Source organism: Pseudomonas batumici (genome assembly GCF_000820515.1).
GTDB classification, from domain to species: Bacteria; Pseudomonadota; Gammaproteobacteria; order Pseudomonadales; family Pseudomonadaceae; genus Aquipseudomonas; species Aquipseudomonas batumici.
This window is the reverse complement of record NZ_JXDG01000111.1, coordinates 1-12,567: the sequence shown is the minus strand read 5'-3', so window position 1 is coordinate 12,567 and position 12,567 is coordinate 1. Positions and strand designations below refer to the sequence as shown.

11 protein-coding genes and 1 pseudogene are annotated in these 12,567 nt (G+C 54.1%); 2 read left to right on the top strand and 10 right to left on the bottom strand.

Annotated elements, in window-relative coordinates:
• Window positions 1–80: 80 nt before the first annotated feature.
• The 7 genes from UCMB321_RS28510 to UCMB321_RS28480 all read right to left on the bottom strand — a co-directional run bounded on the left by UCMB321_RS28510 (window position 81) and on the right by UCMB321_RS28480 (window position 5,849).
• The gene (locus UCMB321_RS28510) at window positions 81–974 is read right to left on the bottom strand and encodes a hypothetical protein (RefSeq protein ID WP_040072035.1); all 894 of its coding nucleotides are present in this window, start codon (window positions 972–974) and stop codon (window positions 81–83) included.
• A gap of 255 nt (window positions 975–1,229) precedes the next feature.
• The gene (locus UCMB321_RS28505) at window positions 1,230–1,637 is read right to left on the bottom strand and encodes a single-stranded DNA-binding protein (RefSeq protein ID WP_040072034.1); all 408 of its coding nucleotides are present in this window, start codon (window positions 1,635–1,637) and stop codon (window positions 1,230–1,232) included.
• Between the two features lie 2 nt (window positions 1,638–1,639).
• Window positions 1,640–2,212 (bottom strand): DUF3158 family protein, encoded by a 573-nt coding sequence (locus UCMB321_RS28500; RefSeq protein ID WP_245220864.1) that lies wholly within the window; start codon window positions 2,210–2,212, stop codon window positions 1,640–1,642.
• A 4-nt stretch (window positions 2,213–2,216) separates the two neighbouring features.
• Window positions 2,217–3,029, bottom strand: coding sequence for a PFL_4669 family integrating conjugative element protein (locus UCMB321_RS28495; RefSeq protein WP_084615182.1), 813 nt, complete (start codon window positions 3,027–3,029; stop codon window positions 2,217–2,219).
• 310 nt (window positions 3,030–3,339) lie between these two features.
• Window positions 3,340–3,891: a DUF2857 domain-containing protein gene (locus tag UCMB321_RS28490; RefSeq protein WP_040072032.1), complete on the bottom strand. Its 552-nt coding sequence runs from the start codon at window positions 3,889–3,891 to the stop codon at window positions 3,340–3,342.
• A gap of 25 nt (window positions 3,892–3,916) precedes the next feature.
• Window positions 3,917–5,614: a ParB family protein gene (locus UCMB321_RS28485; protein ID WP_052451380.1), complete on the bottom strand. Its 1,698-nt coding sequence runs from the start codon at window positions 5,612–5,614 to the stop codon at window positions 3,917–3,919.
• Window positions 5,595–5,849, bottom strand: coding sequence for a hypothetical protein (locus tag UCMB321_RS28480; RefSeq protein WP_040072031.1), 255 nt, complete (start codon window positions 5,847–5,849; stop codon window positions 5,595–5,597). Before UCMB321_RS28480 ends, UCMB321_RS28485 begins: the two co-directional genes overlap by 20 nt.
• 489 nt (window positions 5,850–6,338) lie before the next feature.
• Between UCMB321_RS28480 and UCMB321_RS28475 the strand changes: the two genes are divergently transcribed.
• Together UCMB321_RS28475 and UCMB321_RS30880 are read left to right on the top strand one after the other, a co-directional pair.
• Entirely contained in the window at window positions 6,339–7,280 is a 942-nt protein-coding gene (locus UCMB321_RS28475) for a hypothetical protein (protein ID WP_040072030.1), read from the top strand.
• 250 nt (window positions 7,281–7,530) lie between these two features.
• A pseudogene (locus UCMB321_RS30880) lies at window positions 7,531–7,686 on the top strand (transposase domain-containing protein); the annotation flags it as partial.
• Between the two features lie 56 nt (window positions 7,687–7,742).
• Here the strand turns inward: UCMB321_RS30880 and UCMB321_RS28470 are convergent.
• From UCMB321_RS28470 to UCMB321_RS28460, 3 genes are all read right to left on the bottom strand, one after another.
• Window positions 7,743–9,227 (bottom strand): HlyD family type I secretion periplasmic adaptor subunit, encoded by a 1,485-nt coding sequence (locus tag UCMB321_RS28470; RefSeq protein WP_040072029.1) that lies wholly within the window; start codon window positions 9,225–9,227, stop codon window positions 7,743–7,745.
• A gap of 15 nt (window positions 9,228–9,242) precedes the next feature.
• Window positions 9,243–11,441: a type I secretion system permease/ATPase gene (locus UCMB321_RS28465; protein WP_084615181.1), complete on the bottom strand. Its 2,199-nt coding sequence runs from the start codon at window positions 11,439–11,441 to the stop codon at window positions 9,243–9,245.
• An 85-nt stretch (window positions 11,442–11,526) separates the two neighbouring features.
• Window positions 11,527–12,567 (bottom strand): calcium-binding protein (locus UCMB321_RS28460; RefSeq protein WP_040072028.1); only part of this gene is annotated, 1,041 nt, incomplete at its 5' end.

The window sequence follows — 12,567 nt, the reverse complement described above, 5'->3', positions numbered from 1 at the left end:
TACCTTGGCAAGGACAGTCTCTCCCACCATGATGTTCCGACACCCGCCAGCAAATCCTTAAAGCGAGCCCACCAAGACATTCAATCCGGTGCAACATACTCGACAAGCCTCGAGTTATCCTTATATGTATAAACATTATTACCATATTGAGCGCTGTTATTTCTATTGAGTGCATGTGCGTAAGCCTGAGTATCCAACGCCCTGGGATCCTCTTCATAATACTCCCCCTTACCCAACCTCCCTTCCAATGTCCTATCAAATCTCAGGCGACACGATTTCGCGGTTTCCTCAAATTTATGCCGAGCAGATGCTATCAACCTAACAGCATATTCTGTACTAGGCGGATCAGTAGCAACATCCCGACTCGCCTTCCCTGGCTTACAATAGATAACCGCACCACCAAAATTTTGCGCTTTGTGGTGACTGTGCTGCCACAAAATAGCCTGAGCTTTTGTATACCAAGGATCAACGACGATTATTTTATTAGAGGCATTCCTCACATCGAAATCGCCAATCGCACAATAAAAATGAACAATGCTTTTAGAGTATATGTAGCTCACCTTCTCCGAGGCTGGGAGATACTCTCGCAGCAATGCATAGGCCAACGATGCATAGTCTTGGCAAACACCTCGCTCCTCTTCGTGTAAAGAAGCCACCACCACCTTTGGCCTATGATTGACTATTTTGTTGGAATACCCACCCCGAATATAGTTATTATCAAATCGAGCCTTATGTTTCTCTTGCAACTCCTGACTGAGCTGCCTTTTCTTATCACCAATCTCGAGAAAGTACTGCTTTGCGATCCCGATTCTCGTATAGGAGTTCAAATCCCCCAACACATCCACATCTAATCTTTCAATCTCCTTGCGCTGATTCAACGGCGTATTGCCCAACACTGCCTTAACCACAGCTATCACAGCGTCTGCAAGTTTGATTTTCTGCAACAACTCCGCATCATCAAGAGTAATTTTCACACCTAACAGCCTGCACAGTTAATGGGAAAAGAAAATATAGACAGCCCCCCAAGAAAATCCAGAGCACATCCTTACGGCCCTGCCCGTGGACGGGGCTACCGCGATTGGATCGATGGGGATGAGTACATTGATGAAGTGCCTGCAGTCCGCCTACCCGGTTGACGTCTCAGTGCACTGATAACCGGTATGGAGTAACTCAAGAGTGACAGCAGCCCCTCCCAGGAACCGCTGCCCTCCAACTCAACGCCCTCCCCTTCATTCCGGCTCATCAGCCTCAGGGGCCGGCACAGAGCGCTCCTGAGCCGCCATGACAACGATCTCGACACGATGCGGCAATATCCCCACGCGACTGGCCTGAACCTTCATCGCCCGGCATTCGACGCCTTTATCATCCTCCCACTTGTCCATGAGCATTCGCCCTATGACCAGCACTCGCATCCCCTTGCGATAGAGCTCTGAGTAACGTTCGGCGTCCTTGTGCCAGACCTCAACACCTGCCCAGTACCCACCTCGGTCCTCGTATTCGCCATCGCTTTTCGGAATCGGATTATCGAAGTACACGTTCAGCCGAAGCAACCGGTAAGGCTCGTTGTTACCGTTGGGGATCTCCTTGAACTCAGGCTTCGTGCCGATGTTGCCCTCGCCCCAAAAATGGGTAGACATGGTCAGTTCCCCTCCGTGTCACGGCTGATGTGTTGATCCATTCGCTGACGGTAAACCTGGTCGGCCACCTCCACCTTGCAAGCGCACAGGAACGCCTGGCGACTGATGCTGTGGGTCAGGCTGATCTGCATGTTGATCACGATCCGCTGGAGCTCCAACTCATAGAGATCGGGTACCAGGTTGATGGATGTGCGCTCATCGCGAATCAGCTCCGCCCACAGGTCCACGCCCATCTTGCTGCGATCCACCCGGCTCCAACGCAAGAACACCGTGCCTGCTCCGGTGGACTGTCTCGTCAATCGAATGGGTAACAACGTGAATGGGTAACGCTCCGCCTGGGCCAATACGCCCTGAATGGCTAACTCGATCAGGCTGTTCGTCAGTTGGCTGTACTCGTCCCCGAGTTCGAGTAGCTCCCCCTTACCCTTAAAAGGCCTTAACAACCTTTTGGGGAAGGCGGTGTGTTCCAATGCCTGGAAGGCAGTGTGTTGCAGCGGCTGGAAGGCAGTGTGTTTTTCCCCAGCCCCCGGCTCCATTGGGCGAGAGCCATCCAAAGTGTCTCCTGAAACAGACATGGCATTACCCTCCCAAGCGCTCGGAGCCCATCACTTCGTCTGCCGAACCTACGCTCGAATTCACCCGACTCTCGCCCGCTGTGCCCTCAACCTCGGCCCCGTCCTCAACCCCTGCTTCAACTACCTCCAGCCGCCCCTCATCATTCACCCGGCGCCGAATGATCGCAGGCGCGAACTCACAACGCCGAGTGCCCTCCAGCACATCCGTCGGCAACTCCCCAAACCGCTCTCTCGCCTCACGTGCTACGGCATTGTTAGCGATGAAGTCTTCACGGGTCGTCCCAGAAAGCTTGAACTGTTGAGCCAAGCCAAACAGGCTACGCAATACATGCCCGCCTGCATTAATCCAGCGCTCCATTTCTCGACGCCCCATCAAGGCGGTGCGGTGAGCCAACAGCAACCGGCGAACGATATTGTCGTAGTCGATCAGCAGATACACCGCCAAGAAGCCCAACTGGGTGTTGATGTAGAGCGGCAACGTGACAGGGTGAACATTGAAATTTTCACCCACACGGATCGCAGTGGGCAGACTCCCCATCCGCTCATCCAGCCGATCTCGAATCAGCGTAAATGCATCTTTCGAGTGCTCGAGCTTCTCGTGGATACGGATCATCCAGAAGTCGGCGTATGGGTCATCCTGCTCGGCCCCACGCATGATCTTGTTCATCAAGCTGACGAAACCGTTGAGGCTGATGATGCCGCTCTTCTCTTCGCCAGCCGGTCTGCCCTGCCAAATACGAGCCGCGTAATGAGTGTGAAGCGTCAGCTCCATGGAACTGCGCAACGGACCGAGAGTGAATGGAAATGGATTGGACATGAAAAGCTCCTGATAGATTGAGGTCGAGACATCAGTGTCATCAGGAACAAGCCGGGCGTCAGTCAACAAACAGGTTTGCGGACAATCCGTTTTAGCGGGTAAAAACCGAGAAAAACGCTGACAAACACAGGGATGGCGCATGCAAGCCACCTGCTGAGCCGTCTGAAAATGAGGTAGCGCCCTGCCAGCATGATTCCAGTGGAATCACCTGAGGAATTCCCCTCTCAGTTGCTCAGCCCCCTACTTACCAGCTTAAACGGGGACCCACTGCGGCCCCCGAAAGTGAAGCGGTGGAAAGATCCGCAGGCGATCACACCAGATCTTGTGCGATCCAGTCCTGGATAATGCTCCAAACCATTGCCAGGTTCTGCGTTGGCTCGCGCTCTGTCATCAGCATGGCCACCTCGAGAACGGAGCGCATGTCCCGTAGGTTAGTGCCCTGCTCCTTCGTGAGCTTGACCCAATGCTCCCAGAGAATGGCTTCCTGCTCAGGGCCGATTTTCGGAGGGCGCCCCTTACGACTGGGAATCCCCAGAATGTCACGCCGAACGGCGATCTCCTTAGGTGGCAAACCAAAGAGCTCAGTGATCATGGTCCCGCTCGCGCCCAAGCTGATCGCGCGCCGAATAATCTCCTCCTCATTCATATTTCTGGCATGGGCCAACAACCGGTGGACGATGGTGCCATCCACGACAACCTTAAACCAGGGGACCGGTGAGTTCACCAAGGCCACCATGCTCTGCGGATCAATCAGGGTTTGTAGGTCCTTCTCTTCAAACCCCATGGCCAGACAGCTACGTAGTTGGCCATTTTTGATGTTGTCCAAAACTTGAAAGGCGACTGCTAGATTCAAAGGGAGCACATGTACCTCCACCGTTCCATGGTTATCAAATGACCTGACTCACAGGCCGATCTTCCTGTCGTTCAATAAGACGCCGAGCCAAACGTATGACCCGGAACAGCTTGATCAGAGCGGCATCGCTGAGACGCTCCAGTCTCGATGCCGGCTGATCGTCGAGCGGCGAACCGCCCAGTAGTAATTGCCCAAGCTTGACCGCAAATCGGTCACTGGGCATTTCAAAGGGCAACGCCAGGTGAGCGTTGCCCCTGAGTGGTCCTGGCCCTGAGGCCAGTCCACAACCGTCGCTCAATCCCGCCAAGAGATTGAGGAGAATGTGCGCCCGAGGTGTGAGTCCCTCAGGCGTAACAGTGAACGAATCAGTGCCCCAGCTCACAGGATGGATGCACTGATAACCAAGCCCCTGATCCCTCGCGCAGAAAAATTCAGGTGCCAGCGCCACCTCATCGGCAATGTCCCGCACCAAACCAAAAATCACTTGGCGCAAACCCTCAGGATCATCGACAGCACCTTCGAGGTCGTCACAATCCACCACTCCATTGGGTTCATCCACCTGCACGGCAACGAACGGTTGGAGCATCGACGCGACACCAGGTATCGCGTCACCCTCATCACTGACCTGCAGCGAATCAATTACATCAGTGAAGGGCATATGTTGCGGTGTGGTCGAGTCTATATGGCCCTGGAGGCCTGTCGGCGGCTCATCTGCCGCAAGCGTGAACGGCAGCCCATCAGAGAGCTCCAGCTCGCCCAAACGCACAGGCGGAACCGCCTCGCCATCCATCACAGGGTTGCTCGACGCCGGCACCTCTGACGGCCTGGACGCTTGGTCAGTGGCCTGCCCTATCTGCCCGGCCATCAACGGCGGCGATAACGATGGAGACGTCAGCGTGAACCCCAGAGCATGCTGCTGCAGCACCTGGCGCTCTGGCTCGAGGAGGTCCAGTTTCAGCGCGTTGTAATCCTGCCCCAGCAATTGCGCCAGCTTGTGCAGCAACTCATCCTGAAAACGCTCGAAGCTGAAGTCTCCCTGGTCAAACAGAGCGAGGGTCTCCTGGAACAGAGGACCGTGATCCCTTGCTTGAACTGCTGCCCCCGCGTGCTTCAACCAGGCTCTTTCACTCGAGCGGCGCAGTGCGGTCAGCTTTTCGATCTGGGGCTTACCCAAGCCTGCGTACAACGTATTGGGAATGGCCGGCAGCAAATAGCGCACCGTGTCCTGCATCTTGCTGATGTGGGACTGCGAAACTGGGTAACCATCAGCCATGAGGCGCTTGGCCAACTCACGCTGGGAAAGCTGCGCCTCCAGCTCCTGTTCATAGAACGCCTTCAGCCGCTCCACACCCAACGCCCGCTCGATAAAGGTCAGCCCACCGTGCAGGTCGCTCTCCGTCAAGTGCCCTGCCAGCGCGACGATTTCCCCGCGAGCCGGCCAAGGACGAAACAGGCAGTGAATACGAAAGAACCGCTCGTCTCGGGTTTCCCGCCAGAGGTCATTGAGAATCGCCAGCCGCGTATTGCCGCCGTTGCGGATGATGAAGTGCGCCTCTCCTGGCCGACGGGTTATGGGCGGTGGTGCGTCCAAACCACGGCTGAGGATAGAGGCACGTATCTCGTCATACAGTGGATTGCGATTCACCCGGGGGTCGTATTCATAGGCTCGCAGTTCGTCCAACGTCACAATCATCGGGGTGTCGACAACGGGATCAGGTAATCGCGCTGTCATCGCCCTCTCCTTGTCGTCCCTCAACGACCTCGAGAGCCTCCGCCAAGTCCTCAAGATCGGGTTGAGACTCATAGCTGTATCCCTCGAGCTGAACACGCAGTACCTCAACCCCTGCCCACCCTTCCAGGCGGCAAGCCAGCTCGTACAGAAAACCACGGCTCTCCAACAACTCTCTGCTGAGCTTGAACAGCACCGTGCAGGTGTCATCAAGCATGTCATCAGCGCTCAAATCCATTTGTGCTTTCTCCCTGTTGTAGCGATCGCCCACAGAGCCGACCGCCCTTCTACTTCGCCTTGTGGCAGGACTGACTCAGCATCCCCACCGACCCCACCGAACTTTCCTCCTGCGAGATCCGAATCCGCGTCCGCGGCTTATGAGCACCATCGTGCTCGCCATCGGATCCATTCCGTAGTGGCGCGTTAAATTTGTAGTTCTTTTCCTCTGGGCTTTCTGTCAGTAAAAGCGTCTCATCAAAGGGAAAAAACAGGCGCACGCTGTGAGACGCTCATTTTGGATATCAATCCAATGAGGAAAAGGTCGACGCGCTCACAGATCGTGCCAATAGTTATGCGAGCGGGCACCTTGTGGCGATAGGTCATGTCTGAACCCACTCAGTCCGATGATTGAGAATGATCTACCCTTGTGTACTTGAATGATCGCACTGCCAGTACTGCTCCTTGCCCGTTCGAAAGGAATCACACCCTATCCAATGGAGGAAAAAACATGTTTGAGAACAGCCTAATAGCCCTTTCCTGCACCTGTTCGAAGCCGATAACGGTTGAGCGTTTTAAGCACGCTTACAACGAAGAGCTATATGCCGGAACTAAGCATTCTGAAGTGGCCAACACGGGTTATGAGCATATCACGATCACATCGCCAAACTTGCTCATGGAGGCCACAATCAGAGTGCATAATGATGAACGATTTCACAACTGGAGGGTTGGTTTCGTACAAAATGTGCTGCGCGACGACATACAAATTGAATATCACGATGTGACGATATCCGCTCAGACCATGAATTTGCCAGCACTAGACATCATGCTTGGCTATAACGCTCCCTACGATGAGGGGGTTGCGATCGGCACAAACTTGGTTTTCAAGGAGTATATGAACCCTCTTAACGGTAACAAATTGGAACCCATGACCCTCATAAAAACCTGTAATGGTAAAGACCCCTATCTTGATGACGCCCCCGGCGCAAAAATAATGACCACAGATCCTACTACTGGTAGAGCAATGAGTTTGAGGACGTTCAGCCGATTGATGGCATTCAAGGTTTATATAGTGGCCAATGAAAAACATACGGAGAATTATGAGATTTTGCGGTGTATCGACTGGAACCTCTACTACCAGCTGGCTTTCAGCGCGACCACTGGCAAGCCTTTAGCCCTCAAGAATTATAAAACCAAAATGCCGCAGACACTTTACTGGAAGTGTGCAGACTATCTAAAAGCACCGGATGGAGGTATCGGGTTGAATTGGGGAGGGCTAAACGTGGCGACAGGTAAAGATCAACCTCTTATGAACGCTAGCCATACCGCCCTCAGATGCCCGCAGCGCGTCACTCTCCTCAACGGGGTCCAGTACTGTAACACTGGGCGCAACTCCCTACTGAAGGCCGTTGGTCTACCCCCGCTTTATGGGGGAAAAGTCTTCGCCCCCTGAAAGCATACAGGTAGAAACCGTGACCTCCGGCAAGATTTTCAAAAATCCCTGACCGAATGACTAGTCACTGATACTTATGGATGGTTAGCATAAATGGGTCAACTACTCTTATGAACAAAAGGCTCTATTTTATGCAGCTAAAGAGTCAGACAACGATGTTTTTCACCGCCCAGCCCGGATAAAAACGGCTCGACCCGACCACATTCAAGGAGCGCGCCGAGCAGATGGCTCTACACCAGGGCGAAGCCGCTCTTTACGCTGCGGCAAGCGAGCGGCGGCGATCATGAGCTGGATCCAGTCGGCGCGCATGAATGGGCATGACCCGTAGGCGTATCTCAATGAGGCGCTAACGCAGCTGCCGACGCAGAGAGCGAGTGAAATCACCACGCTGCTGCCGCATCACTGAGCGCGCGACGTAACTGGGCCCATGGCAACCGCACAAGTTTCCTAGGCGCGGACTGATTACCGCTCCCTTAAGCTCTCATCCTTGTATTGCATCAGTGGACTCAAGAAGTACTCGATCAAGCGGCGCCTGCCGGTTTTGATTTCCACTGTCACCGCCATGCCTGGGGTCAGGTTGATGGTTTTGCCATCGACATCCATTGTGTTTGTGGCCATCTGCACGCGCGCGGAGTACACGAGACCAGAAGGTTTATCGCGGTTGTCTGCGCTATTGGTTTTGCTGTCGTTGGTTTGCGTTTGCTTGGGGTCTTCCTGCACCGCGTCATTGGAAACCCGCAGTACGGTGCCATGAATCGTGCCGTATTTGGTGAACGGAAACGTTTCGATTTTGATCTGTGCGTCTTGTCCTTCGTTCACAAAACCGATGTCTTTGTTTTGCACAAATGCTTCAACATCCAATGCGTTGTCTAACGGCACGACAGCCATCAATTGCTGCGCAGGGGTTACCACGCCGCCAATCGTATGAATGGCGAGTTGTTGCACAGTGCCATCGACCGGTGCTGTCAGCGTCATCGAATCGCGATGATTGTTGGCTTTAATGTATTCCTGTTTGTAGTCCCCCATTTTCTGTTCGGCATCGTGCAGTTGGTCGAGTTGTGTTCGCTGCGTTTCAGCTGTCAATGCTTCTTTTTGGCGCTGGGTGGTCAGGATGACTGCATCAAGTTCCTTAAGTTTGGCTTTGGCTGAAGCAAGATCGCGTTCCATTTCGATGCGCGCCTGCTCTTTATCTAAATAGTCGTGCCGCGCTACATAGCTTTTTTCGAGCAAGTCTTTGAAATCTTTTTCGCGCTGAGTGGCAATCGGCAGCGTTGCTTCCAGTTTGTGTTCGTTTTCGAGTATCGCGGCACGCTCGGATTCGTGTTGGGTTAACTCCGCGCTGAGCTGTTGCCACTTGGTGCGGTATTCCGCGTATTGCCCGGCAGCCATGCGCTGCGCGGCTGCATATTTTTCCAATTCGGCCCCATTGAGTGGATCGCTCATAACTGGAGCAGTATTGTTGTGCGTTAACGCCTCTAGTATAGCTCGTGCTCGTGCCGCATCAAGTTGGGTTTGCTGCCAATCAATATGAGTACGATCAGTGTCAGCTTGCGCCGTGGTGGCATCCAGTTCAATTAACACATCACCAGCTTTGACTTTCTGTCCGTCGTTGACATAAATAGCTTTTACAATAGCCGTTTCCAGCGGCTGAATGACTTTAGTGTGCGCGTTCGGAATAATCTTGCCACTGGCAGTGGCGACGATATCAACCTTGCCGACAACTGACCAAATTAACGCGAGCGCCGCGAAGGTAATGATTAATCGCATAGCAACGCGCGGTGCTGGATGCACCGGCGTTTCTTGTAACGACAAAGCTGACGGCAGAAATTGTAGTTCGTGCGACAGACGTGGTGGAGGATCCATTTCCGCTCGGCGCGCCCAAGCGTAACCAAAATGTACGGCATAGCGTTTCAGTAATTCGCGTGTAGCATCCCAGCGCGGACTCATTTCGTTTAAAACTCCTTAACCTTGCTGCATTCGCAGTAAGCGCGCGTAGTGCCCGGCTTGGTGTGTTGCCAATTCGGAGTGTGTGCCTTGCTCAACGATCTGGCCACGATCGAGTACGACAATACGGTGGGTGTGGCGAACGGCCGATAGCCGATGCGCGATGATGATCACGGTGCGGCCTTGGCAAATGGCTTGCATATTATTTTGAATAATCCGCTCGGATTCGTAATCGAGTGCACTGGTCGCTTCATCAAAAATCAAAATGCGCGGGTTGGTGATTAAGGCGCGAGCAATGGCTACGCGCTGACGTTGGCCGCCGGATAAGCTTGCACCGTGCTCGCCGACCATGGTGTCGTAGCCTTCGGGAAGTTCTAAAATAAATTCGTGCGCACCGGCTAGCTTTGCAGCATGAATGACGGCATCGAGTGGGGCGCCCGGATCAGCCAACGCAATGTTTTCGCGTATGCTGCGATTGAACAAAATGTTTTCCTGCAGTACGACGCCGATTTGTCGGCGCAGCGATGAAGGGTCGGCGAGTGCGAGGTCCATGCCATCGACCAACACACGTCCGCGTTCGGGCACATACAGCCGCTGCAACAGACGCGTTAACGTGCTTTTACCAGACCCCGAACGCCCAACAATACCGATCGATTCGCCGGGATTAATCACCAGGGAAACATCGCGCAGAATTTCCGAGCCATCGGGCCGGTACCGAAAACTTACCTTGTCGAATTCGATAAGGCCTTTCAGTACAGGCAGGGCGCTGCGATTGCTGTTCGCGAGTTCGGAGCGCGTATTGAGAATATCTCCGAGGCGCTGCACCGAAATACCGATTTGCTGAAAGTCCGTCCACAATTGTGCCAGACGCATAATCGGCTGCGCCACACGCCCTGCCAGCATATTAAATGCTATCAATTGACCAACGGTGAGATCGCCGCCGATGACCAACTGCGCACCCAACCACAGCGTGGCCACCGTTACTAATTTGCCAATGACGCCCACGGCTTCACGTGCAATGGTGCCGAGGCTCGCCGTTCTGAAGCCCGCGGCAATGTACGCGGCCATCTGATTGTCCCAGCGCCGGATCATTTGCGGCTCTACTGCCATCGATTTAACGGTGTCGATGGCGGAAATGGTTTCGACCAGAAACGATTGATTCTCGGCACCGCGGTTAAATTTTTCATTTAGGCGCGCGCGCAATAACGGCGTGATGCCAACAGAAACCAGCACGTACAGCGGCATTGAGATCAATACAATCAATGTGAGCCAGCCGCTATAGAACAGCATCACGGCGATAAACACGACCGAGAAAAATACATCAAGGATTAGCGTCAGCGTGTTGCCGGTGAGAAAGCTGCGAATATTTTCCAGCTCGCGTACACGTGCGACCGAATCACCGACCCGTCGTGATTGAAAATACGCTAACGGCAACTCCAGCAAATGCCGAAATAAACGCGCCCCCAATTCCACATCGATACGGCTGGTAGTATGTGCAAACACATACGTGCGCAGTCCACTCAAGACGGATTCGAACAGCGACACTACGAGCAGGCCCACTGCAATAACGTCAAGTGTAGAAAAGCCACGGTGAACCAGCACCTTGTCCATCACTACCTGGAAAAAGAGCGGTGTGACCAAGCCGAACAATTGTAGCCCGAAGGAGACGAGCAAAATCTCGCTGAGCAACTTACGGTATTTGACAACGGAGGGAATAAACCAGGTGAAATCGAATTTCGACAGCTCACCCGCCATCAATGCGCGTGACGTGAATAATATCAGCTCGCCGCTCCAGCGTGCATTTAACTCCTCAATAGAGAGTTGTTGCGGACGCTGCACACGCGGATCGTGAATCAGGACTTTATCGGCTTCCGCGCGCGCGATAATAAAAAACTGCCCATCGACATCGATGGCGATCGCCGGCAGCGGCGTACGCATTAAACGCGAACTGTCGGTGCGCACCGGTTTCGCCTTGAGCTGCAGCTTTTTCGCAGCCAGCAAAATATCGGACTTGCCGAACGGATGCTCATCGAGCTGAAACTCGTGGGCCAGTTGCTCGGGCTCTGCTGCAACATTGTGATAACGGGCCAGCATCACCAAACAGGCCAAACCGGTATCGATCGACTTGGGTGGTGGTGTCTCAGACTCAGTGGGCGGTAAAGGCGTGCTATTCCCGCCGTCCCTGTCATCCGCGGCGCTGGGGTTGTCGCCTTCCATGAAGTACTCCGTTTTTATTTAAACACCACCGCTTCAGATTAATGAGGCGGTGGTGTTTTTAGCCAAGCTAGTTAGATTATTGAGTTCAATGCCAGTTAGCGGCGAGCACAGGGGCCAAGGCCGCTTGTTCGTTCGCGCTCAGGGCCGATAAGCTGGTCTGCCCCGCGCTCGGTGGCGCGAAAGCCGCCATCGCACTGACCAGGTTATCGACTTGGCTCGCGAGTAATACCTTGCCATCGCCTGCCTGGATTTGCCCCACTTGATTCGTCGGTGCGACATACCAGTTCGTGATCGTTTCGGTATCCGAGGTACCCATAACGTTGATCACCAGATCATTGCCGTTGTGTTGGAACCAGAGCTGATCGGCCTTGATATCCGCCGCGTATTGAAGACGATCCGTACTACCCGCGACGACCTGGTCGTTGATTAGATCCGCTCCGGCACCGCGCGCAACCGCATACGTATCGCCACCGCTGCCGGTGGTTAAGGTCGCCTGACTATTGGGGCGATCCAGTGTATGGGTACCATTGGCATCGAAAACCTGAACTTGCGAGTGACCATCAGCGTTAAACGTATCGCTGCCATAAGAACCATCGCTGGCAGTCCAGTGATCCCCAGTCTCGACGCCAAGGGTGTAGTAACGCGTGATGCGGTTACCTTTGCCGTCGTCCGCATCGGTAGATATCAAGCTACCGTCGCCGGCAAGAGCAATATTGACGACATTAGACAAATTCCATACGGTGCCATCGGCAAATTGCACCTGCTGTACCGGGTTGTAAGGATTCGACGAATTACCCTGGTAGAAGAAACCACTGATCGTGATCTTGTCGGTGGTACCGGCGATGCTCAGCTCCAGCGCGCCGTTACTGACACCCGTCTGGCTGTCATAGACTTGCCGAAGCACCACATCGCTTGGGGCCACACCCGCCTTGAACTGCAAGGTATTGAGCTTGTTGACCGTGGTGTCGTAGCTGATCGTCACCAGATCCTGGCCGTCGCCACGACCGAACAGGTAGGTGTTGTTGCCGGTCCCGCCACTCAGGGTGTCGTTGCCGGCACCGCCATCCAGCACGTCGTTGCCCGCGCCACCGTCGAGAAAGTCATTACCCGCTCCCCCCAGCAGGGT

Coding starts and splice junctions, on each gene's coding strand:
- UCMB321_RS28485 (WP_052451380.1), bottom strand. CDS start 5,614: ATGACAGCGCGATTACCTGATCCCGTTGTCGACACCCCGATGATTGTG.
- UCMB321_RS28495 (WP_084615182.1), bottom strand. CDS start 3,029: ATGTCCAATCCATTTCCATTCACTCTCGGTCCGTTGCGCAGTTCCATG.
- UCMB321_RS28470 (WP_040072029.1), bottom strand. CDS start 9,227: ATGAGTCCGCGCTGGGATGCTACACGCGAATTACTGAAACGCTATGCC.
- UCMB321_RS28505 (WP_040072034.1), bottom strand. CDS start 1,637: ATGTCTACCCATTTTTGGGGCGAGGGCAACATCGGCACGAAGCCTGAG.
- UCMB321_RS28475 (WP_040072030.1), top strand. CDS start 6,339: ATGTTTGAGAACAGCCTAATAGCCCTTTCCTGCACCTGTTCGAAGCCG.
- UCMB321_RS28465 (WP_084615181.1), bottom strand. CDS start 11,441: ATGGAAGGCGACAACCCCAGCGCCGCGGATGACAGGGACGGCGGGAAT.
- UCMB321_RS28500 (WP_245220864.1), bottom strand. CDS start 2,212: ATGTCTGTTTCAGGAGACACTTTGGATGGCTCTCGCCCAATGGAGCCG.
- UCMB321_RS28480 (WP_040072031.1), bottom strand. CDS start 5,849: ATGGATTTGAGCGCTGATGACATGCTTGATGACACCTGCACGGTGCTG.